The 21,455-nt window shown below is 59.8% G+C and carries 19 protein-coding genes; 4 read left to right on the top strand and 15 right to left on the bottom strand.

Translation table 11 applies throughout. From position 1 onward, the window contains the following. The first annotated feature begins 36 nt into the window (after window positions 1-36). Entirely contained in the window at window positions 37-2,259 is a 2,223-nt protein-coding gene (locus tag ACFORG_RS02930; protein ID WP_386733877.1) for an ATP-binding protein, read from the top strand. Window positions 2,260-2,322: 63 nt separating this feature from the next. Beyond that, window positions 2,323-3,612: a nicotinate phosphoribosyltransferase gene (gene pncB / locus ACFORG_RS02925; RefSeq protein WP_386733876.1), complete on the top strand. Its 1,290-nt coding sequence runs from the start codon at window positions 2,323-2,325 to the stop codon at window positions 3,610-3,612. 30 nt (window positions 3,613-3,642) lie between these two features. Here pncB and ACFORG_RS02920 read toward each other — a convergent pair whose 3' ends face one another. From ACFORG_RS02920 to ACFORG_RS02850, 15 genes are all read right to left on the bottom strand, one after another. Continuing rightward, complete coding sequence (locus tag ACFORG_RS02920; protein ID WP_386733875.1) at window positions 3,643-5,097, bottom strand: aldehyde dehydrogenase family protein; 1,455 nt, start codon at window positions 5,095-5,097, stop codon at window positions 3,643-3,645. A 34-nt stretch (window positions 5,098-5,131) separates the two neighbouring features. Next, window positions 5,132-6,727, bottom strand: a complete 1,596-nt coding sequence (locus ACFORG_RS02915; protein WP_386733874.1) for an ABC transporter ATP-binding protein — start codon at window positions 6,725-6,727, stop codon at window positions 5,132-5,134. Further along, a complete protein-coding gene (locus ACFORG_RS02910) occupies window positions 6,724-7,539 on the bottom strand; it encodes an ABC transporter permease (protein ID WP_386733873.1) in 816 nt (271 codons plus the stop codon). Before ACFORG_RS02910 ends, ACFORG_RS02915 begins: the two co-directional genes overlap by 4 nt. Beyond that, complete coding sequence (locus tag ACFORG_RS02905; protein ID WP_386733872.1) at window positions 7,536-8,483, bottom strand: ABC transporter permease; 948 nt, start codon at window positions 8,481-8,483, stop codon at window positions 7,536-7,538. Before ACFORG_RS02905 ends, ACFORG_RS02910 begins: the two co-directional genes overlap by 4 nt. A 40-nt stretch (window positions 8,484-8,523) precedes the next feature. Further along, the gene (locus tag ACFORG_RS02900; protein WP_386733871.1) at window positions 8,524-9,594 is read right to left on the bottom strand and encodes a hypothetical protein; all 1,071 of its coding nucleotides are present in this window, start codon (window positions 9,592-9,594) and stop codon (window positions 8,524-8,526) included. 64 nt (window positions 9,595-9,658) lie between these two features. Beyond that, entirely contained in the window at window positions 9,659-11,146 is a 1,488-nt protein-coding gene (locus ACFORG_RS02895; RefSeq protein ID WP_386733870.1) for an ABC transporter substrate-binding protein, read from the bottom strand. 102 nt (window positions 11,147-11,248) lie between these two features. Next, a complete protein-coding gene (gene idi, locus ACFORG_RS02890; RefSeq protein WP_386733869.1) occupies window positions 11,249-11,791 on the bottom strand; it encodes an isopentenyl-diphosphate delta-isomerase in 543 nt (180 codons plus the stop codon). A 217-nt stretch (window positions 11,792-12,008) separates the two neighbouring features. Further along, window positions 12,009-12,422, bottom strand: a complete 414-nt coding sequence (locus tag ACFORG_RS02885) for a c-type cytochrome (RefSeq protein ID WP_386733868.1) — start codon at window positions 12,420-12,422, stop codon at window positions 12,009-12,011. A gap of 110 nt (window positions 12,423-12,532) precedes the next feature. Then, window positions 12,533-13,555 (bottom strand): P1 family peptidase, encoded by a 1,023-nt coding sequence (locus ACFORG_RS02880; RefSeq protein WP_386733867.1) that lies wholly within the window; start codon window positions 13,553-13,555, stop codon window positions 12,533-12,535. After that, entirely contained in the window at window positions 13,555-14,301 is a 747-nt protein-coding gene (locus ACFORG_RS02875) for an SDR family oxidoreductase (RefSeq protein WP_386733866.1), read from the bottom strand. Before ACFORG_RS02875 ends, ACFORG_RS02880 begins: the two co-directional genes overlap by 1 nt. Window positions 14,302-14,367: 66 nt before the next feature. Further along, on the bottom strand, window positions 14,368-14,787 hold the full coding sequence (gene arfB / locus ACFORG_RS02870) for an alternative ribosome rescue aminoacyl-tRNA hydrolase ArfB (protein ID WP_386733865.1): 420 nt from the start codon (window positions 14,785-14,787) through the stop codon (window positions 14,368-14,370). Between the two features lie 275 nt (window positions 14,788-15,062). Then, window positions 15,063-15,692 (bottom strand): queuosine precursor transporter, encoded by a 630-nt coding sequence (locus tag ACFORG_RS02865; RefSeq protein WP_386733864.1) that lies wholly within the window; start codon window positions 15,690-15,692, stop codon window positions 15,063-15,065. Window positions 15,693-15,788: 96 nt separating this feature from the next. Further along, complete coding sequence (locus tag ACFORG_RS02860) at window positions 15,789-16,601, bottom strand: esterase-like activity of phytase family protein (protein WP_386733863.1); 813 nt, start codon at window positions 16,599-16,601, stop codon at window positions 15,789-15,791. A 32-nt stretch (window positions 16,602-16,633) separates the two neighbouring features. Beyond that, on the bottom strand, window positions 16,634-17,500 hold the full coding sequence (mepA, locus tag ACFORG_RS02855; protein ID WP_386733862.1) for a penicillin-insensitive murein endopeptidase: 867 nt from the start codon (window positions 17,498-17,500) through the stop codon (window positions 16,634-16,636). After that, window positions 17,497-18,858: an MFS transporter gene (locus ACFORG_RS02850; protein ID WP_386733861.1), complete on the bottom strand. Its 1,362-nt coding sequence runs from the start codon at window positions 18,856-18,858 to the stop codon at window positions 17,497-17,499. Before ACFORG_RS02850 ends, mepA begins: the two co-directional genes overlap by 4 nt. 180 nt (window positions 18,859-19,038) lie before the next feature. On the opposite strand from ACFORG_RS02850, the gene ACFORG_RS02845 reads away from it, so the two are divergent. Both ACFORG_RS02845 and recQ read left to right on the top strand, forming a co-directional pair. Further along, window positions 19,039-19,326, top strand: a complete 288-nt coding sequence (locus ACFORG_RS02845) for a YggT family protein (protein WP_386733860.1) — start codon at window positions 19,039-19,041, stop codon at window positions 19,324-19,326. 86 nt (window positions 19,327-19,412) lie between these two features. Continuing rightward, window positions 19,413-21,452, top strand: a complete 2,040-nt coding sequence (recQ, locus tag ACFORG_RS02840) for a DNA helicase RecQ (protein WP_386733859.1) — start codon at window positions 19,413-19,415, stop codon at window positions 21,450-21,452. Window positions 21,453-21,455 lie beyond the last annotated feature (3 nt).

Below are 21,455 nucleotides of genomic sequence, written 5' to 3'. Positions count from 1 at the left end.
TGTTCCCAAAACCGATTTTCGAGTTGGGAACCCGATATGGACAAAGGCAGGTCGGACAATGCCGACCAGTTCGCAGATCTTGAGTGGCGATATAGCCGCCGCGGATTGCTATGTCGCTATGCCAAGGGACGCGTTCGCAATTTTGCGAGCCGCCTTACTGTCGTCGGAATCGGGGCCGCGGCACTTTCCGTAACCGCCGGTTTGCGGTTGGGCCTGTTCGCGCTTGCGCTCGCAATTGCGGGAGAGCTGGTGGACACCCTCTACCTTCGTAGCATTCCCCGACGCATCCAACGCGGGGAGACGCTGAAGCGCCTTCTTGCTCTCAGCACGGTCACGGGTGTTGTTCAGGCGGCAACCATTGCCGCTTGCGTAATGGTTGCTTGGTATGGCGAGGTCATTGGACTGTCTCCAATTTTCGCGACTGCCTTTCTGGCCGGTGCATCCATCAACGCGGGCGTTGTGCTCCCGTACCATAGGCTTGCCGGGTTTAGCCGCCTCGTCATCTACGCGTTCACGATCTTGTCTCTGTATGTGCTTGAAGCCGTTTTCGCGGGACCGATCGATGCAGTTTTTGTGATGAATATCGCCGGAACGGTTCTGTTCGCGCTGATGATCGTGAATTTCGTGAATTTCGCGAAATGGGGATTTGAACGCAACCGAAAGGCGACGCTGGACCTCGTAGCGCAAAGCAAGTCTCTGATACGGCACCAGAAAGAGGCTCAAAGGCTTTCGCTTGTCGCGCGAAACGCAAATGACAGCGTAATCATCTCGGATGCAAAGGGTCGCATAGCCTGGGTCAACGATGCTTTCACCCGTACGACTGGTTTTGCACCGCAGGACGCGATTGGAAAGACTCCCGGCACGCTGCTTAATGGTCCGGGCACGGACCCCGAAACACTCGCACGCATTGACCGCGCGATTGTCGAAGGCATGCCATTTCGGGGAGAAATCCTGAACGTGACCAAGGATGGGCGCGAGATCTGGATGGAGACGAACCTCGTTCCCGTTCTCGACAGAACGGGCGGGGCCGAAATGTTCGTTGCCGTCGAGCGTGATGTGACTACGGCACGCGGCCATGCCGAGGAGTTGCGGGCCGCGCAAAAGGCGGCCGAAGAGGGCGCAAAAGCAAAGTCCGAGTTCCTTGCGACCATGAGCCATGAACTGCGAACCCCGCTGAACGGTGTTATCGGCATGGTGGATCTCTTGTCACGGACGGAACAGACGTCCGAACAGCGTCAGTACGTGGCGACGATCGGCAGCTCTGCACGAGCACTGCTGACCATAATCGATGACATTCTCGATCTGTCGCGGCTTGATGCAAAGAAAATGCAACTGCACCCCGCAGACTTTGATTTCGAAGCCTTCTGTAACGAGACCGTTGCGCTCATGACGCCGCAGGCCCGGTCAAAGGGCCTATCGCTGAAACTGGTCTGCGATGGCCCTATTCCGAAACGTGTTCACGGCGACGAGGGGCGGTTGAGGCAAGTCGTGATCAACCTGATAGGAAATGCCGTCAAGTTCACTGATTATGGCGGGATCACGATACGGGTCTCGGCCAACATGGATACCCATGGCTATGAACTGAGTTACGCAGTCATCGACACCGGTATTGGTATAGCACCAAACACGATAGGAAAGATTTTCGATCGGTTTTCCCAGGCGGATGCAACGAGTACCAGAACACATTCGGGGACGGGCCTGGGGCTTACGATCTCCGAAGAATTGGTTCGCCTGATGCAGGGTCGCATAACCGTCGAGTCGACGCTTGGTGAAGGGTCCTGCTTCAACCTGAAGGTACCGCTTGGGTTCCCAACAGAGTGCGAAGGCGCCGAAGACACCGAGGCCGAACATATAGCAAATTTAGGTGGTGCGCGCGTGTTGGTGGCCGAAGACAATGGCACCAATCGAATGCTCCTGAAGAAATACCTCAAGGATGTCGGTCTGGACCTGCATTTCGCCTTTGACGGGCACGACGCCGTCCGAATGAGCGCTGAACTGCGCCCCGATATCGTCTTGATGGACATGTCCATGCCCGGCATGAACGGACCAGATGCAGCTACGGCGATACGCTCGGCCGGTGGCGTACAGCCACGGATCATCGCCGTGACGGCAAATGCGTTCGAGAGCGACCGGCAGGCGTGCAAGGCGGCAGGGATGGATGACTTTCTGACCAAGCCAGTCGGTCGCGCAGATCTTCTGGCAACTCTGTCACGCCATCGGACAGGGCGAAGCGAATCCGAACCCAGCGGAAATACATGACAATTTGCCACCACCGAACTTGTGGCGTATCCAAGGCTGATCTCAACCCGACGAGGCTCGCCCGTGGATATCGCAACCCGCGTATACAATCACAAATGGAAGATCGACCCGATCGTTCGGTCGTTGATCGACACGGATTTCTACAAGCTCTTGATGTGCCAGTCGGTGTTTCGCAACAAGCCCGAGACAATCGTCACCTTCTCGCTGATTAACCGGTCGAGCAGCGTACCGCTCGCCAAGCTGATCGACGAAGGTGAATTGCGCGAACAACTTGACCACATCCGGTCCCTTCGCCTTAGCCGCGGTGAGAGCACATGGCTGCGCGGCAACATGTTCTACGGCAAGCGGCAGATGTTTCGTCCCGATTTCATGGAATGGTTCGAGCACCTTCAGTTACCGCCGTATCACCTTGAGCGCCGAGGCGATCAATACGAGCTGACCTTCGAAGGAAAATGGCACGAGGTGATGCTTTGGGAGATACCGGCGCTGGCCGTGCTGATGGAGCTTAGATCGCGGGCCGTGCTTAACGGTATGCGACGGTTCGAGCTGCAGATACTTTATGCCCGCGCGATGACCCGTGTTTGGGAAAAAATCGAGCAGCTACGCAAGATCGAGGGATTGGGAATAGCCGATTTCGGAACGCGCCGCCGCCACTCCTTCCTGTGGCAGGACTGGTGTGTTCAGGCGATGATCGAGGGGTTGGGTGCCAATTTTTCCGGTACCTCCAATTGCCTGATCGCGATGCGCCGCGAGGTCGAAGCCATCGGCACAAACGCTCACGAATTGCCGATGGTCTATAGCGCGCTTGCCGACACCGACGATGCGTTGGCGCAAGCGCCCTATGATGTCCTCAGCGATTGGCACGAAGAACACGACGGCAACCTGCGGATCATCCTGCCCGACACCTACGGCACAGAAGGGTTTCTAGACCGCGCGCCCGATTGGCTGGCAGGTTGGACCGGGATCCGTATTGACAGCGGCGACCCGGCCAAGGGCGCCGAAACCGCGATCAAATGGTGGAAGGCTCGGGGTGAGGATCCGCGCGACAAGCGGATCATCTTTTCAGACGGGCTCGACGTAGAAAAAATCATTGAGCTTCACACGCAGTTCGCAGGTCGGACGAAGGTGTCCTTTGGTTGGGGTACCTTGCTGACCAATGATTTCCGCGGCTTGGTGCCGAACGATGCTCTCGCGCCGTTCTCGCTTGTGTGTAAGGCGATTTCGGCCAACGGGCATCCCACCGTCAAGCTCAGCGATAACCCGGAAAAGGCGATGGGCCCGCCCGAAGAGATCGAACGGTACAAGCGCGTCTTTGGTGTTGGTGCGCAGGAAAGCGTCGAAGTGATCGTCTGATCGCCTCAACGATTGCATCAGTTTCGACTCTTATCCGTGTCGAGCGGCGACGGTCTTGAGCTGTGAAAAACCGTACAGCGCCTCGAACCCTTTTTCCCTTCCATGACCGGATTTGCCGACGCCACCAAATGGCAATTCTACACCTCCGCCTGCGCCGTAGTTGTTGATGAAAACCTGCCCGGCCCTCAGCTTTTTGGCGAGGCGCATTTGTCTTGCGCCATCACGGGTCCAGATACTCGCAACCAGGCCGTAATCGGTTCCGTTGGCGATGCTGACCGCCTCCTCTTCGGTGTCGAAAGGAATCAGAACCTGGACTGGGCCGAAAATTTCGTTCTGCGCCAAAGCGTGATCCGGCGGGACATCGGCAAAAAGGGTAGGGCGGACATAGGCGCCCTGCTCTGGCGCATGGTCAACAATCCGTCCTTGGGCCGCGATGGTCAGGTCACTTCCCTTGTCGAGAAACCCGGTCACAATTTCCTTTTGCCGAGCCGAAATCAGAGGACCGACCCGCAAATCCTCCATTGCGGGGCCGACGGTAAGCTCAGAATAGGCGGCGGCCATGCGTTCGCGCACGGCGTCGTATACATCGCGATGTGCAAGTATGCGGGATGAGGCCGAGCATGTTTGGCCTGCATTCTGGCAACCTGCGTTCACAAGGAATGGCAGGGCTTCGTCAAGATCGGCATCCTCAAAGACCAGTTGAGGGGATTTGCCACCCAGTTCCAATGTCACTGGCACGACGTTGCGGCCAGCCGCCTGCTGCACTAGCGCGCCGGTCGCCACCGAACCGGTGAAGGAGATGTGATGCACACCCGGATGTCCTGACAGTGCCGCGCCAGCCTCGGCCCCCAATCCCGGCACGACGTTCAAGGCGCCGACGGGCAGCCCAGCCTCCATCGCCAGATGAGCGAAGGCAAGCGCCGTCAGGCAGGCCTCTTCTGCGGGTTTCAGCACACATGCGTTGCCCATGGCCAAAGCCGCACCGACGGACCGACCGATGATCTGCATTGGATAGTTCCAAGGCACGATATGTCCGGTCACACCATGCGGTTCACGCAGTGTGTAAACGGTATAGCCGTCGAGATAGGGGATGGTTTCGCCGGTAATCTTGTCTGCAGCGCCACCGTAAAACTCGCAGTATCGGGCAAGGGCTACCGCATCTGCCCGTGCCTGCGTAAGGGGTTTGCCGACATCCATCGCCTCGAGGCGGGCGAGATCTTCGACACGCTCCAGAACCAACTGGCCGAGCCGTGTCAAAACGCGTCCACGTTCCAGCGCGGTCATCCGTCCCCAGTCGCCGCGCAAAGCGTTGCCAGCTGCGGAAACGGCCGCGTCGATCTCTGCTGTGCCGCCGCGGGCAATGCGGCAAATCTCACTGCCATCCGAAGGATCGACAAGCGGTAGGGTGTCGGTCGTTTTCTTCCATGTTCCGCCGATCAGGCACTGCGCCGGGTCGAACCAAAGAGCGTCGCGTTCATCTTTCATGAGTAATATCCTCTTCCCTGGTTGCGATCCGCGTTCATGCCACGGTCTTTCCGATTTCTGGCAAAACTGGCGCTGCGGCGATCAGCTTTCGAGTGTACTCATGCTGCGGATCGGAAAACACGGTTTCCGTCTCTCCTTGCTCCACGATCTGTCCTGAACGCATCACCAACACGCGATCGGTTACCGTCCGGACCACGCTCAGATCGTGGCTGATGAACAGGTAAGTCAGGTGATAGGCGTCACACAATTCGGCCAATAGGTCGAGGATCTGGGCGCGTACCGAGACATCGAGTGCCGAAACGGCTTCGTCGAAAAGGATGAGTTCCGGACGAATGATAAGGGCACGAGCGATTGCGATTCGCTGGCGTTGGCCGCCCGAGAATTCGTGGATGTACTTTCCAGCATCATCTGGCGAAAGGCCGACGGCGCTGAGCATCTCGGCGATCCTGTCCTGTCGTTCAGACCCCTGCGGCGCAGCGTCGAGCAGGTGGAAGGGTTCGGTAATCAAACGGTCTACCCGATGGCGCGGATTGAAACTGCCGAAAGGGTCCTGAAAAACCACCTGCATTTTACGGCGTACCGCGAGGTTGGGTTTCGCGCCCGAAAAAACCGGTTCGCCATCCAGCATGATTTTGCCCGACTGAACCTGCTCTAATCCCAATATAGCCCGTGTCAGCGTCGATTTCCCACATCCGGATTCACCGACCAATCCCAACCTCTCACCTCGATGCAGGGCAAAGCTGACGTGATCGACGGCACGATGGTATGCCTGTGGACGGAACAGATGACGCGGCAAGGGGTAGTCACGTACCACGTTGTCAACCGACAAGAGCGGTTCTGGCGCCGGCGCTGGAGGTAAGTTCACTTTGTGACCGGACGCTTCGAACAGCATGCGAGTATAGGGGTGGCGCATCTCGGCGAACAGCTGCCGGGTCGGGCCGGATTCCACGACCTCGCCATGGCGCATGACAGTTATCTTGTCGGCGATATCAGAGACGACGGCCAGGTCATGCGTGATGATCAGCAGGCCCATCCCGTATTCTTGCACCAACCCTTTGAGCAAATCGAGTATCTGGGCCTGTGTTGTCACATCCAGCGCAGTTGTCGGCTCGTCCGCGATCAAGAGCTTGGGCCGCAGCGCAATCGCCATTGCGATCACGACACGTTGCCGCTGACCCCCCGACAACTCGTGCGGATATCGTGACAGAGGAAACTTCTCCGGGGGCAGGCCCACGCGTGTCAGAACCTCGCGGGCGCGCTCTTCGGCCTTGTCCGGTGGCATCGCGCGATGCACGAGGATTGTCTCCATCACCTGATCCCCGATCGTCTTGACCGGATTCAGGGCCGTCATCGGCTCCTGGAACACCATGCCGACGGCTGCGCCCCGTACACGGCACATCTCTGCCTCCGATAGGTCCAGCAATTCGGTATCGTCCAGTATGATCGACCCGGTATGCGTCGCCGTGTCGGGAAGGAGGCGCATCACTGCCAAGGCGGTCATGGACTTTCCCGACCCGCTTTCGCCGGTGACTGCAACGACCTCGCCCGGTCGAACCGTGAGATGAACCGATTTCAGGATCTCGAAGGAGTGAATCCGAAGATCCAGATTGCGGATTTCAAGCAAGCTCATGCGCGCGCCACCCGGATGCGTGGATCGAGCCAGTCGCGCAGCCCGTCGCCCATCAAGTTCAAGCCCAGTACAGTAACGATGATCGCAAGCCCCGGAATCAACGCAAGATGCGGCGCGAAACTGACCATCGTCTGGGCATCGGCCAGCATCCGGCCCCAGCTGGGCGTGGGCGGCTGAGCACCAAGGCCCACGTAACTCAGGCCAGCCTCGGCGAGGATGCCCAAAGAGAACTGGATCGTTCCTTGCACGATCAGAAGGTTCGCGATGTTCGGCAGGATGTGTTCAGCAGAAATGCGCGCTGCCCCTTTTCCCGCGACACGCGCAGCCAGAATAAACTCTCGCTGCCATAAAGATAGGGCAGCGCCGCGTGCTACACGTGCAAACACGGGGATGTTGAAGATACCGATTGCGATGATCGCATTGACCGCACCCGCCCCGAATACTGCGGTTATCAGGATTGCAATGACCAGCGAGGGGAACGCAAACACAAGATCGTTGCCGCGCATGATCAACTCGTCCAGCCAGGATCCCCGCCTTGCCGCTGCCGCCAGACCGAGCGGGACGCCTAATCCCATACCGATCCCGACCGCGATCAGCGCCACCGCGATAGAGGTTCTTGCGCCGACCATGATCATCGAAAAGATATCGCGTCCAAAGTGATCGGTTCCGAACCAGTGTTCGACGCCTGGAGGCTGCAGCTTGGCCGGGATGTTCAGCGTCGCATGATCGTAAGGTGTCCAGAAAAAGCTGAGGATCGCAGCCAGCAGCACCAGTGACGAGAGAAACCCGCCTAGGATGAGGTTACGGCTCATGTCCGGTTTCTCAATCGCGGATCGACCAGTGCATACGCCAGATCGACGAGGAAATTGACAACGATTACGGCGAAGACCAACAGCATCACCACGGACTCGACAACGATCAGATCGCGCGAACTGATTGCCTGGAATACCAGCCGCCCAAGTCCTGGCAGATAAAACACCTGCTCAATGATGATCGAACCTGCAAGCAGGAACGAGAATTGCAAGCCCAGGATCGTCAGAACGGGGATCAGCGCGTTCCGGACGCCATGGCGCCACAACGCTTGTCGACGGGAAAGCCCTTTGGCCCTTGCCGTGCGCATGAAGTCTTCTCCGAGGATGTCGAGCAACGAAGACCGCATGACACGTGCCAGAATTGCGGCCTGCGGTAGGGCGAGTGCGATTGCGGGCAAGGTCAGGGAATGCAATGCGGGCCAAACGCCCTTGTCCCAGCCCGCAAATCCGCCAGCTCCGAACCAGCGCAGATTGATGGCAAAAATCAGAACCAGCATCATGGCGAACCAGAAATTCGGTATGGCCACGCCCAACTGTGTGGCCCCCATGACGGCGGCATCCCCAGGTTTGCCACGACGGGCTGCTGCATAGATGCCAGCCGGAAAGGCGATCAACGTCGAGAGAGTCAGCGCGTAAAGCGCAAGCGGGAGCGATACCCACAAGCGATCCGCGATCATTTGGGCGACCGGCGTGCGATACGTGTAGGAGGTGCCGAAATCGCCCGTCAGCATCCCGCCAATCCAGTCGAAATACCTTTGGATCTTGGGCTGATCGAGGCCAAGTTCGGACCGCAGTGCCGCCAGTGTATCCTCTTGCGCATTCACGCCCAACATGAACGACGCAGGATCACCCGGAGCCACTTCGATCACCGCAAAAATGACCACCGAGGCAACCGCGAGGCTGACGATCAGCGACAGCAGACGTTTGAGTGAATAGCGTAACATCGGCGCTACGTTAGGCGGCGACGCGCGCACGGTCCAGCGGTTACAACTCGATCAGGTAGCGGGTCACGCCAAAGGCGACAATCGCCAGGTATCCAAGCGGATAAACCCACTTGATGATGTAATTGTCGAGCTTGTGCGCCAGCCCTTCCTTGCCTGTCGCCTTCATCTTTCGCAGCAGTACGTTGATCACGATGACGCCCCCCGTGACGACGAACATCCATTGCAGGATGAAATCCAGAAAGGTCAGATAACCCAGCTTAGGAAGGTCCGCAGAAATCGCCCAGTTGAAGGCAACGAAGGTCAGCAGGTTCGCACCGGCGATTTCGATCCGCTTTCGGTATTCGTCGAGAAAAAACAACGACCAGCTGACAGTGATCAGGATCAGCATCGGAATGAACACGCGGATCACGTAATAGGTTACATGGCGCGACCCGAGGAACTGCAGGGCGACTTGATCGGTCTGAAGACCCGAAATGCCGTTGATCTGGGTCTTCAGCATTCTTGCGTCGCTCAGGATCCACTCTTCCTCGCCAAGCAATTCGCCAAGCCCCGATGCATCCTCCATCGAGACGAAGCGTACATACTCGGACGGGTAGACCGAAGAAATCTCGTAATAGAAGGTCTGAGTATCGAAAGGGTATTTCAGGAAGTTGAAGTAAGGTGCCTGGAGCGTAAGTGAACTTTTCTCGAAATAGCGAACCAGCCCGTCAGGTCGGATGACCACGATGGCTTGGTGAATCCATCTCTTTGACTGCTGGTTCTGAACGACGAAGAAAGGAACGAGCAGATTCTGGTCGGCAGCGATTTCAACGAATTTCGCAGGCTCCATGACCTTGGAGATCTGATTGGGTGATTTGTCGTAGGCAAGGGCAGGATCGTGCCATTCGAGGCGCAGTGTCGCCACCGCGCCGAAATTCTCGGATTTCTGGTCCACGTTCGTAATCTGGTCGATGAAGATGCCGACGCTGACCGTGACGGGCTCATCGGGAACCGGCGGAGTGTAGGATGCGCTCCCGCCCTCGAAGCCTTGTGCCGCCGCCGCCGCTGCCGCGCACAGGAATGTCAGAACCGAAATGAAGGCCAGGATAAGCCGTCGAGGGGTGGGGCGCATCTTTGCTACTCAGGGCGGGTAACACTTGCGGGGCGGCCCGGCTGAGCGGGGCCGCCCCAAATCGTCATTCGGACCAGGAGACCCCTGTCAGGTCGGTCGCGGCCGTTGGTGCGTTTTCCCACAGCCCTTGGACGCCAGCCTTCGCAACCGTGATCGCGGCCAGCTGGAAGAGGAAGCCATTCACGTAATCGTCTGCGATAATGCGCTGGGCGTCCTGCAACAATGCGGTTCGACCGTCCGGGTCAGTGGTCTTGGACAACTCTTCCATCAACGACTGGAATTCCGGGTTGTCATACTGGAAGTAATAGTCGGGGCGCGCGTAGATCCCGATATCCATCGGCTCGGTATGGCTGACAATCGTGAGGCCGAAATTCTTGCCCTTGAACACGGTCTCAAGCCACTGAGCCCATTCGACGTTGATGATTTCGGCCTTGATGCCCACTTCGGCGAGCTGGGCTGCGATGATCTCACCTCCGCGACGTGCATAGGACGGCGGCGGAAGGTGCAGTGTCGTCTCGAAGCCGTCTGCATGCCCCGCTTCGGCCAGCAGTGCCTTGGCCTTTTCTGGATCGAAGGCGGATTGCCCCGTCAGATCGACATAGGCCGGATTGTGCGGTGCGAAATGGGTTCCGATCGGAGTGCCATATCCAAACATTGCCCCATCAATGATCGCTTGGCGGTCGATGGCATGGGCCATCGCCTGCCGCACTTTCGGGTCGTCGAAGGGCGCCTGTTTGTTGTTGGTCGAAAGTATGGTCTCGCCCTCGGTCGACCCTACAAGGACCTGAAACCGCGGATCGGCCTCGAACTGCGGCAGGTTCTCGGGTGCGGGAAAGCCGGTAAAGACGTCGACATCTTCGGCCATGACCGCGGCGAATGCTGCCGTTGGATCGGAAATGAACTTGAACGTTGCGTTTTCGATCGACGGCTGGTCTCCCCAGTAGTTGGGGTTGCGCGTCAATTCGATCCGGTCGCCCTGCACCCATTCGCTGAACGTATAGGCGCCGGTTCCAACCGGGTTGGTCTTGATATCGTCGATGCTTTCGGGTGCCACGATGACGGCGTCGCCCCAGGCCATGTTGAACAGGAAGTTGCCGTCCGGCTCTTTCAACATGATCTTGACCGTTTGCGGATCTAAGACCTCGACCGTGTCTATGCCGGAAAAGAGAGCTTTCTGGGCGTTTGCGCTGTCTTCCGCCAGCGCGCGGTCGAGACTGAATTTCACATCCTCGGCATCCATCGAGGAGCCGTCGTGAAATGTCACGCCTTCGCGCAGCGCAAAGGTATACTGGGTGCCGTCTTCCGAAATCTCCCAGCTTTCGGCAAGGCCGGGCACGACCGAACCGTCGCCCATGAAACGCGTCAGCCCTTCGAAGATGTTCGTATAGACGACCGAGTCAATGGCTTGTGCCGCGGCGCTGGTCGGGTCCAGATGCGGTGGCTCCAGTTGCATGGCGATGGTAATGTTCGTCTGCGCCATTGCTGCCGACGCATAGAGCCCGGCGCTCAACGCCACGGCCGAAGTGATGGTTCGGGTCAGTCGGTGTCCCATTGAAATCTCCCCGTTGTTCCCGCGTTCCGTGCAGGTTGTCTGACGGACACTGTCCCTGCAAACCGGGGAGCGATCAAGGAAATCTTGTGAAAGACGAGCCGTCTAGGCCTTGGCGGAAATGATCAGGTCGGGACCAAAGATGGTGTCGGCATGATGGTGCAGGTAGATCTTGAGCCACGGTGTGAACCGCTCGGGATACCGTTTCACCTCGGCCAACAGGTCGTGGTAATCGACCCAGCGATGGTCCATCACCTCTTCCGGGTCAGGTTGAATGTCGACCGGTCCCCGTGCGTGGGCAAGAAAGACGTCAACGACCTCGTTCTCGATCATGCTGTTGCCGACATCTGCATGATACTCCAGCCGGTGCCTGTACTCGGGGTAAAGGCCGGTGATGCCCATTTCCTGTTTCAATCGCCGCACAGCACAGGCGGATGAGGATTCGTCCCAGTTCGGATGCGTGCAGCACGTATTCGCCCATAGACCCGGGGTATGATATTTGCCCATTGCTCGGCGCTGCATGAGGATGGCCATGTCGCGGACGACGAAAACCGAAACAGCCTTGTGTTTCAGGCCTTTTTCATGGGCTTCTAGCTTTTCGACCGGCACCAGAGCCCCGTCGATCCAGGCGGGAATTGTCACTGACATATCAGAAACGCTCCTTGGTCGAGCCACTTGGGGGTTTCCCTGTTCGTGGCGAATGAGGCGGTCAGACTATGGCCTGTCGAGTATCCGCGATGCGGAACCACATGTTCCAGCGTCCAACACCAATTTGGCTGCCGCAGCGGAACGGTTCAAGCGCACGAAAGGCCGCAGGGGCGCCCCTGCGGCCTTTGACCACGGTTATGAAAGGGTGTGGCCGTACTTATTCGCCGGACACGCTGGCGAGGTAGGCAAAGATGTCTTCAGCTCCGCTTTTCAGGCGGAACGACATCTTGGATTTTGCCGAAGTTTCTTCAAGGTACTCCTGCAGGAAGCCTTTGGGGTCTGCCGTGTAGGCAACGAAGTTCTCGGCGTCCCAGACAAGTCCCTTTTCGCCCGCACGAACCAGATCTTCGCCATAGCGGAAATCTTCGACGGTGCCTGCGGTGCGGCCGACGACGCCGTAGAGGTTCGGACCGGTCCTGCCACCCTTGACGATGGTTTCACCGGCGTCGTCCACGATCATGTGGCAGGACTTGCACTTGTTGAAACCCTTTTCGCCTTTCGCAGCATCTCCCTCGGCAAAGGCAGGTACGGCGAGAAAGGCGATGGCGGCGGTTGCGATGAAGCGGTGCATGGCTGAATTCCTCTGATAATGTCAGGTTTGGCTGCCCGTAAGGAAATGATCGTCACCCGCTCTGTCAACTGTGCAAATGTCGGGTCGGCCATTCGCCGCAGACATATCGCCTATTCCCCATCCTTGTTCACGGTCGACCAGGACGGCAAAAGATCACCGGGTTCCGGGCGCGCAAGGTAAATTGCGCGTGCGATGGCGCGCGAAAGGCACAGCGCAGCGGCGTGACCGATCCGGGTCAGATCGCGTTCGGGATGGGCCATTTCTCGTGCGCCTGTCGAAACAGAGAAAACGAGGTCGCCATCGCCCGGCGAATGCGCCGGAACGGTGGCCCGCGCGATGCCGTCATGCGAGGCAACGGCCATGCGCTGACACTGCGACTTGGTCAGATTGGCGTCGGTTGCGACGATTGCGATCGTCGTGTTGGCCCGGTCCTGCGCCTGTCCGCGCATCGTCATCATCTTGCGGCTTTCCAGAGCGCGCCCCAACCCGCTTGCCGGATCGGAACCCAGCGCGCCGAACTCGTCACCGATTTCGAAAGGTGCGGCCCAGAAATGCCTGTCCCCCGGTGTCGTTACCGCGCCCATAGGGTTCGCCGCGACCAGCGCACCCACCGTCACACCGTCGTCGAGCACCAGCGAGGCTGAGCCCAGCCCGCCTTTCAGCATAGCGGTCAGCGCGCCAGTGCCTGCGCCAATGGTACCAATCCCGAACTCTACTTGAGCGGCGTCATAGGCCGCCCGGCCAAGATCCCGATAGGGGTTTTCGCTCCAACCTTTTTCACCACCGTTCAACAGGTCGAAAATAATGGCGCCGGGCACGATCGGAATAACCGCGTCCGCAATGCGAAAGCCTCGCCCCCTGGCCCTCAGGCCGTCAACGACGCCAGAACACGCGTCAAGCCCATAGGCAGAACCTCCCGACAGAGCGATCGCATCGATCCGGGCCACGGATTTGTCGGGGGCCAGCAAATCCGTCTCACGTGTGCCGGGCGCGCCGCCCATCACATGGACGGAGGCAACGAATGGGTCTTCGGCCGTCAATACGGTCGTGCCTGATTTCAGACGCGGGTCCTGAGCGTTGCCGACCTTCAGACCTGGTACATCGGTGATGAGGTTACGCGGGCCAGGCTTCATCAGATGCAACGCCCGCCATCCACTTCCATCGCTACGCCTGTCACCATGCCAGCCTCGTCCGAGCACAGGAAACAGGCGGCATTGCCCATGTCCTCCGGGGTTGAAAAACGGCCGATCGGAATCGTCGAAAGAAACTTCGCCCGCATCTCGGGGGTGTCCTCGCCCATGAACGATTTGAGCAACGGTGTCTCACCCGCCACCGGGCAGATTGCATTGACCCGGACGCCCGAGGGCGCGAGTTCGACTGCCATGGTCTTGGTCGCAGTGATCATCCATCCCTTGGAGGCGTTGTACCAGTTCAGGTTCGGACGGGGCGACAGGCCCGCGGTTGAAGCGACGTTGAGGATGGACCCGGTGCCGCGCTCCTTCATGTGCGGCACCAGCGCACGAGCGGTCAGGTAGACGGATTTCATGTTCACGCGAAAGACACGGTCGAAGTCGCTTTCGCTTACATCCTCCATCGGGGCGGGCAGGTGGGTGACGCCTGCATTGTTCACAAGGATGTCCACCTTGCCGAACCGGCGCATGGCTGTATCGGTCATGGACTCGACCGACGGGCCGTTGGCGACGTCGACCTCGACGGCGATAGCATCACCATCCATGTCCCGAGCCGTTTTTTCGGCCGCGTCGCGGTTGATGTCCGCCACGATCACACGGGCACCTTCGGACACGAACTTGGCCACGATGCCTGCGCCGAAGCCCGATCCACCACCGGTGACGATCGCCGTTTTTCCGTCCAGTCTCATACCCTTGCCCTCCGGATCCTGCGTCTGTTCGGGCTCACAGTATCAGCGGCGGCGGGGGATGCCAGACTAATCCTCGTCCACTTTACCGCGCATCGCCTTTACCGCGCCGCGCGCTTTTTTGGCGTCAAGCCGGCGGCGGACCGATCCACGCGTGGGCTTGGTCGGTATGCGCCGTTTGGGTTTGACCAACGCGCGGGCGACAAGCTCGGCAAGCCTCTGACGCGCGATTTCGCGATTTCGAGCCTGGCTGCGGGTTTCATCCACCTGAATGACGATCGCGCCATCCTTGGTCCATTTCTGGCCTGCGATCCTTCTGAGCCGCGCCTTGACCGGATCTGGAAGAGAGGGCGAGCGCTGCGCCTCGAAGCGCAGTTCGACCGCGGTCGAGACCTTGTTGACGTTCTGTCCGCCCGGACCCGATGCGCGCATGAAGCTTTCGGTCATCTCCCAATCTTGCAGGGCTATCTGGTCACTGATCCGTAACATGCGCGCGATTCTAGGCGCAGGCCGGAGAAACGGAAAGGGCCGTTCCAATGGAACGGCCCTCCGAAAGTTTCGGAAGATGTGCCGGGGCGGACCCTTATCCTCTCACAGGTCCGGCCGGGGCGGAAAACCCGCCAAGGGCTGCCTCAGTGGGCGTCCTCCCTGACTGTTACGGCACCTCTCTCCAATACCTTTCTCGACACTGGACCACCTCCTTTGCTTTGCTGTTGAACTCGAACAAAGCGTGGCACGGATCGTGCCGATCTCCAAAGGAAATTTTACGCCGCGCTCGACAACTTTCCGGTTATCACGCGGAAAGGGATCAGTGCGATCAACGCAACCGACAGTTTCACCAGCCAGTCGGCGAAGGCCAAGGTGACCCACAGCGGTGTTTCGGGTCCGGTCAGCATGAAAGGTGTAGCCTCCCAAGCCCAGGAAATCGCTGCATCGGCGTTGGCACCAAAGATGGAGATCGAGGCTGAAAACGCGATGGTGAAGAACAGCGCCGTGTCAAGCGCGGAGCCAACCAGCGTCGAAACCAGCGGCGCACGCCACCATGCCCCTGACCGAAAGCGGTCAAAGATCGCGACATCCGTCAACTGCGCAAGAAGAAACGCCGTGCCCGATGCGACCGCGATCCGCAGCGGTACGGCAGGACCATACTCCAGCATGATCTGGCTGCCGATGAGCGAGCAGATCACGCCGGTGACGAACCCGGCCAGAACGACCTTGCGCGCGGGTCCCGTGCCATAAACGCGATTCATCACGTCGGTGACGAGGAAGGCCAGCGGATAGGTAAATGCGCCCCAGGTCAGAAGCCCGTCAAGCAGCAGGAATTGAACCAGGATGTTCGAGGCCACCACGATGGCGGCCATGGCAAGGATGCCGGGAATATGGGTACGTTGCATTGTCAGGTGCCCGTTTTGTCAAGGTTGCGGCGACTTGGCCCGGTAAGTCTCGGGCAAGCTGTGCGCATACATGGCCCGGCGGGACATGGCAAGGCCTCAGTCGGGCAACAGGTACTCCACCAACTCGGTGCGTTGCAGCGACAGGAAGTTGTCGTCCGAGATCATCGTCGCCCTGAGCCGCCCCGATTCATCGCGCCAGATCGAAACACCCTCGAGGTTGTCATGCCGGCCAAGCCCGGTCCGGAACAACTCGTCTTCCCTGCCCGAGGACAGGTCGATGCGCCGCAGGCGGCTGCGGAAACCGATCTGCGCGAAATCACGCTCCAGAACGTACAGCCGACCGTCCGGACCGAAATCCGCGCCGACCGGCAGGAACCCGCCTGTTTGCTCCAGCGAGATCGGCATTGACCATGCGCGTCCGTCCCAGCGCCAGACCGGAATGCGCCCGTCTGGTAAGCGATTGCTCTCCGGCATCGTGTAAAGGCGTCCGGACACGTCGATGGCAAGCGCTTCGAAAGAGCCATTGGTCGCCAAACCGCGAAATGCCTCGGGCCGGGGCAGAACACGGGCTTTCGCCCAAGGCGCGGCATGCGCTGCAACCCGGTGGACCCCCTCGTAGGACACGTAGAAGGGGCCGTTTCCGGACATGGCCAATCCTTCGGAATCCGCGACGCGGCCAACCAGCTTCTTGCCCTTGCTGGTCCTGAGCCGGTCCACCGACGTCAAATCGGCTCTGACGATATTCTCACCCTTCCGTGTGATCCGCCCCGTCGCCAGATAACCGCGATCCGTCAGGATGGTCATTGTCAGACCATCCGGCCCGACCTCGATGGCGGAAAAGCCCCCGAACCATTCGCCGCGATCCGACCATGTATGGCTGGACAGGTGCCGCGCCGACGCCGTTTCCACGGAATCGGCCGGCAAGGCGAAAAGGCTCGCGACTACTGTGAGCGCAAGACAGAGACGCATTGATTGGGCAGGTCGGCCAGAACGTACTCGCGACGTTTCGGGGCGGGTTTCGCATTTGGATCGGGTGGCGGTGGGTTCAGGATGTTTCGTTGCCACTGACGCGCCTCGGCGCAGCCATCACCGGGTGGCGGAGCGGCCTGGTCGACACACCCCCGCGCGCCGCGCGGGCAGGCCAGTCGCACATGGAAATGATAGTGATGCCCCCACCAAGGCCGGATCTTGCGCATCCAGCTCGCATTGACCTTCATGTTGTCACACATCCAGACCTTTGCCCCTGGAAAGACAAAGATGCGCGCAACGCGTTTGTCCTGTGCGGCGCGTTTCAGAAGCTCGGCGTGCTGCTGCGTCCAGTTTCCGTTTACATAGGCGCCGTTCGAGCGCCGTAGAGAGATCGACGAGATCTTTTCGCGATGGGACCGCGACAGGCGCAGATTGTTGGCGGGCAGCATCCAGATATCAATATCCAGCCCGATCTGATGGCTGCGATGGCCCGAGGTCATCGGCCCGCCGCGGGGCTGGCTGATGTCGCCAATGTAGAGCCCGCTCCACCCGGGCATGGTGGCCGCGAACGCCGAAAGGTCACGGATGTAGTCGATGGTTTCGGGATGGCCCCAGTTCCGGTTTCGACTGAGGCGCATCGCCTGCCAGGTCGAGCCGGTTTCGGGCAGTCGTACGGCCCCTGCAACGCATCCCTTTGCATAGGATCCGAAAGACGCGGCCGATTGCTGAGAGCCCATCTTTTGAGCGCCAAACAGCTGTTTCGCCAATGGTTCCGCCGTGACCGGTGCCGCCATACCCAAGGCCAGCAGGGTAGCGGTCAGGATGCGGGGTAATCTCATACGCTGTCCTCTCCTTGCGGTTTGACCCACACTAGCATGACAAGGCCGATCGCAAAGAGGGCGATCAGGGGTGAGGCGCCGACACGCTGACTTCCGCTCAGGTCGGTGGCAAGTCCGATGAGAAATGGAGCAAGAAAGGACGTGGCCTTGCCCGAAAGCGCATAAAGGCCGAACGCCTCGGTCATGCGCGCCGGGTTGCCTTGCCGCGTGAGCATGTTGCGGCTTGCCGATTGAAGTGACCCGCCGGCAGCCCCGATCAGCACACCAGCAACATAGAACAGGATCGACGGCAGGCTCGATCCTTCCGGCAGTGCGATGCCCATGACCGAAGTGGGCGACAGCGATACGATCAAAAGCGCAGTTGCCATCAGAACGAAGCAAGAGAACACGATGACGGGTTTCGGGCCGAACGCACGATCGGCATACCCTCCGATCCATGCAAAGAGCGCACCGCTGATCGCCGCGATGATGCCAAAGATGCCGATCTCCATGATCGACCAGTTCAGAACGCCAAGCGCGTAGATGCCGCCAAAAGTGTACATGCCGTTCAGCGCGTCCCGATAAAACATCGAGGACCCCAGATAGGCCAATAGTGATGGGTGTTTTGGCAAGCCGCGCAATGTCCGCCAGAGATCACGCAATGCTGCCGACGCTCCGGTTCCGGTTCCTTGTCCCGGTTCGTCACGGACCCAAAGGAAGAACGGGATCATGAAGACGACGTACCAGATGGCGGTAAATGGTCCGACGGCCCTAGTATCCTCACCCGTTGCCGGGTCAAGGCCCAGGACCGGCATCAGCCCTGCCATCGTGCGACCGTTATCCCCTGCCTGGAACAGGGCCAGCATGATCGCCAGTGCCAGCACGCCGCCGACATAGCCGAAAGCCCATCCCGACCCGGAAATGCGCCCCAACTCGCGTTTTGGCCCCAGCGACGGAAGATAGGAGTTGGTAAAGATGGTGGCAAACTCCATGCCGATCAGGCCGATGCCGAACATCATCAGGACGAAAACGGCCGAGAACTCTTGCGGAGCGGACCACCACGTGCCGAACGCACCCAGCACATACATCGCCGAGAACAGCCAGATCCACGACAAACGCTTGCCCGAACTGTCGGCGATGGCCCCAAGGATGGGTGCCAGAACGGCGATGGCGATACCAGCGACGGTCAGGCCGTAACCCCACATCGCCTGTGCCTGTGCCTTGGCGGCGGTTTCGGCCATTCCGCCTTCGATCATCACACCTGCTGCGGTCTGGGCAAAATAAGGGCCGAATATGAAGGTGAGCATCAAGGTGTTGTATGGCTGGCTGGCCCAGTCGAAGAACCACCATCCCCAGATCCTTCTTTTCTCGGAACCCATGCTCGCCCCCGGTTCTGCGCCCGCCCTTGACCGAGTAAGAAGGCCGGATACCAACCAAGGCAAGCATCCGTTGTCCGGCGTACCGGGCGCGTTGCCGGTGCGGCACAGTGCGCGGTCTCGGCACTTGCCCTTTGCGCGCTCTGTCCTTACCTCTCAACGGGACCGAATTCAGGAAATGACATGCTCTCGCTTATCCAGATCCTTTTGCTGATCCTCGATATCGTCTGGTTCATCATTCTCGCTCATGTGATCATGAGCTGGCTGATCAACTTTCAGGTGCTGAACCTGCATCAGCAGCTGGTCGCGCAAATCTGGTACGGGCTGAACAGGATCTTGGAACCGCTTTATGGTCCCATCCGCCGGGTTCTGCCTGCAATGGGCGGGTTGGACCTTGCGCCGCTCATCGTCCTCGTGGCTGTTTATGCGTTGCGGATCATCCTCGTGAACAACGCGGTCTACTTCTACTAGGTCCAGACTCTTGTTCACAGATTCTTAGTGTGTGAAACTGCATCCAAGAGCAGAACCACAACATCTTGGATGAGGCTTCCCCGGAAATGCCCGATTTCGCACCTCTGCTGCGAGACGTGTTCGGATTCGATGCCTTCCGCCCTGGGCAGGAAGAAATCGTCGACGCGGTGACCGCCGGCCGCAACGTGTTGGCCATAATGCCTACGGGTGGTGGCAAGTCGCTGTGTTTTCAATTGCCCGCCCTGGCGCGCGATGGGGTGACCGTGGTGATATCACCGCTAATCGCCTTGATGCGCGACCAGGTGCGCGCGCTGCAAGAGGCAGGGGTCGAGGCCGGCGCCCTGACCTCGGGCAATACGCCCGAAGAGACCGAGGCGGTTTGGCAGGCACTCGATGAGGGCCGGTTGAAACTTCTCTACATGGCGCCTGAGCGGCTGGCGTCAGGCTCGGCAATGGCAATGCTGCGTCGGATCAACGTCTCGCTCATCGCGGTGGACGAGGCGCATTGTGTCAGCCAATGGGGCCATGATTTCCGCCCCGACTACCTGCGGATCGGAGAGCTGCGCCAAGCGCTGGACGTTCCACTCGCGGCCTTTACGGCCACTGCCGATGCGGAAACGCGGCTCGAAATCGTCGAAAAGCTGTTTGACGGCGAGCCACCGCAGACTTTCCTGCGTGGTTTCGACCGGCCGAACATTCATCTTGCCTTTGCCGCAAAAGATAGCCCGCGGCGCCAGATCCTCGATTTCGCGGCGGCACGTAGAGGCCGCTCAGGGATCGTCTATTGCGGAACTCGTGCCAAGACCGAAGCCCTGGCACAGGCCCTGCGCGAAGACCGCCATCCGGCCTGTCACTATCACGGCGGGATGGAGGCCGAGGATCGCCGCAGCGTCGAGGCGCGTTTCGCACGCGAGGATGGCCTGATCGTCGTCGCCACCGTTGCATTCGGGATGGGCATCGACAAACCCGATATCCGCTGGGTCGCTCATGCCGACCTGCCCAAATCCATCGAGGCCTATTACCAGGAGATCGGCCGGGCGGGGCGCGACGGCGCACCGGCCGAAACGCTGACGCTCTTCGGCCCCGATGATATCCGGTTGCGCCGTACCCAGATCGACGAAGGTCTGGCGCCGCCGGAACGTCGAGCCGCAGATCATGCGCGGCTCAATTCGCTGCTTGGTCTGGCCGAGGCGCTGGATTGCCGACGGCAGACATTGCTGGCCTATTTCGGCGAGGAATCAGAGCCTTGCGGAAAATGCGATTTGTGTGACAGCCCCGCCGATGTCTTCGACGGTACCACTCCGGTGCGTATGGCCCTTTCGGCCATTCTGCGGACCGAGGAATGGTTTGGGTCAGGCCATCTGATCGACATTCTGCTGGGGCAGGACACCGAAAAGATACGCGCCCGGCGTCATGACCAATTGCCGACCTACGGCGTGGGAAAGGAATACTCCAAGTCGCAATGGCAGGCGATCTTCAGGCAGATGATGGGGCGCGATCTCGTGCGCCCGGACCCCGAGCGTCACGGCGCCCTTCGCATGACCGAGGCGGCGGCGCCCATCCTCCGAGGTGAGGATTCAGTTCGCTTGCGGCGCGACACGATCCGTTCCGCCGCACGCCGCCCCGCCGTCAAGGCCATGGTGTCCGAGGAGGACGCGCCGCTTCTCTCAGCGCTCAAAGCCAAGCGCCGCGCACTGGCCGAGGCCGCGCGGGTTCCGGCCTACGTCATCTTTCCTGACCGCACATTGATCGAGATGGCCGAGAAGCGGCCGACGACGCTCGACCAGATGGCGCGCGTGGCAGGCGTCGGTGCGAAAAAACTCGAACGCTATGGCGCGGCCTTTCTCGAAGTTGTCGCCGGCGCGGTCGAAGCCGTGCATCCGGCCCGCCGCAAGCTTGCCGGTCGCACACCGGGTGAGGTCTATGACAAACTGCTTGCCGTGCAGGCCGAACTGGCACGCGGTGACGACGGGACGGGAAAACCGCTCAGTTGTTCCGCGTCACAACTGGCAAAGGTCGCGCAGTTGCGCCCCGAAGATCCCCGGGTGCTGGAACAATTGCTGGGTGAGCGGCGCGCCGAACGCTTTGGTGCCGCCTTTCTGGACGTCTTGCGGGCTGCGAGCTAGATA

The sequence above is a fragment of the Lutimaribacter marinistellae genome, assembly GCF_042648365.1.
In the GTDB taxonomy this organism is placed as follows: domain Bacteria; phylum Pseudomonadota; class Alphaproteobacteria; order Rhodobacterales; family Rhodobacteraceae; genus Lutimaribacter_A; species Lutimaribacter_A marinistellae.
Note: the sequence above shows the minus strand (reverse complement) of the source record. Positions and strands in the feature narration are given on the sequence as shown.

Coding starts and splice junctions, on each gene's coding strand:
- ACFORG_RS02875 (WP_386733866.1), bottom strand. CDS start 14,301: ATGAGACTGGACGGAAAAACGGCGATCGTCACCGGTGGTGGATCGGGC.
- ACFORG_RS02850 (WP_386733861.1), bottom strand. CDS start 18,858: ATGGGTTCCGAGAAAAGAAGGATCTGGGGATGGTGGTTCTTCGACTGG.
- mepA (WP_386733862.1), bottom strand. CDS start 17,500: ATGAGATTACCCCGCATCCTGACCGCTACCCTGCTGGCCTTGGGTATG.
- ACFORG_RS02920 (WP_386733875.1), bottom strand. CDS start 5,097: ATGAAAGATGAACGCGACGCTCTTTGGTTCGACCCGGCGCAGTGCCTG.
- ACFORG_RS02895 (WP_386733870.1), bottom strand. CDS start 11,146: ATGGGACACCGACTGACCCGAACCATCACTTCGGCCGTGGCGTTGAGC.
- recQ (WP_386733859.1), top strand. CDS start 19,413: ATGCCCGATTTCGCACCTCTGCTGCGAGACGTGTTCGGATTCGATGCC.
- ACFORG_RS02915 (WP_386733874.1), bottom strand. CDS start 6,727: ATGAGCTTGCTTGAAATCCGCAATCTGGATCTTCGGATTCACTCCTTC.
- ACFORG_RS02930 (WP_386733877.1), top strand. CDS start 37: ATGGACAAAGGCAGGTCGGACAATGCCGACCAGTTCGCAGATCTTGAG.
- ACFORG_RS02900 (WP_386733871.1), bottom strand. CDS start 9,594: ATGCGCCCCACCCCTCGACGGCTTATCCTGGCCTTCATTTCGGTTCTG.
- ACFORG_RS02910 (WP_386733873.1), bottom strand. CDS start 7,539: ATGAGCCGTAACCTCATCCTAGGCGGGTTTCTCTCGTCACTGGTGCTG.
- ACFORG_RS02865 (WP_386733864.1), bottom strand. CDS start 15,692: ATGCAACGTACCCATATTCCCGGCATCCTTGCCATGGCCGCCATCGTG.
- ACFORG_RS02880 (WP_386733867.1), bottom strand. CDS start 13,555: ATGAAGCCTGGCCCGCGTAACCTCATCACCGATGTACCAGGTCTGAAG.
- idi (WP_386733869.1), bottom strand. CDS start 11,791: ATGTCAGTGACAATTCCCGCCTGGATCGACGGGGCTCTGGTGCCGGTC.
- ACFORG_RS02845 (WP_386733860.1), top strand. CDS start 19,039: ATGCTCTCGCTTATCCAGATCCTTTTGCTGATCCTCGATATCGTCTGG.
- ACFORG_RS02905 (WP_386733872.1), bottom strand. CDS start 8,483: ATGTTACGCTATTCACTCAAACGTCTGCTGTCGCTGATCGTCAGCCTC.
- arfB (WP_386733865.1), bottom strand. CDS start 14,787: ATGTTACGGATCAGTGACCAGATAGCCCTGCAAGATTGGGAGATGACC.
- ACFORG_RS02885 (WP_386733868.1), bottom strand. CDS start 12,422: ATGCACCGCTTCATCGCAACCGCCGCCATCGCCTTTCTCGCCGTACCT.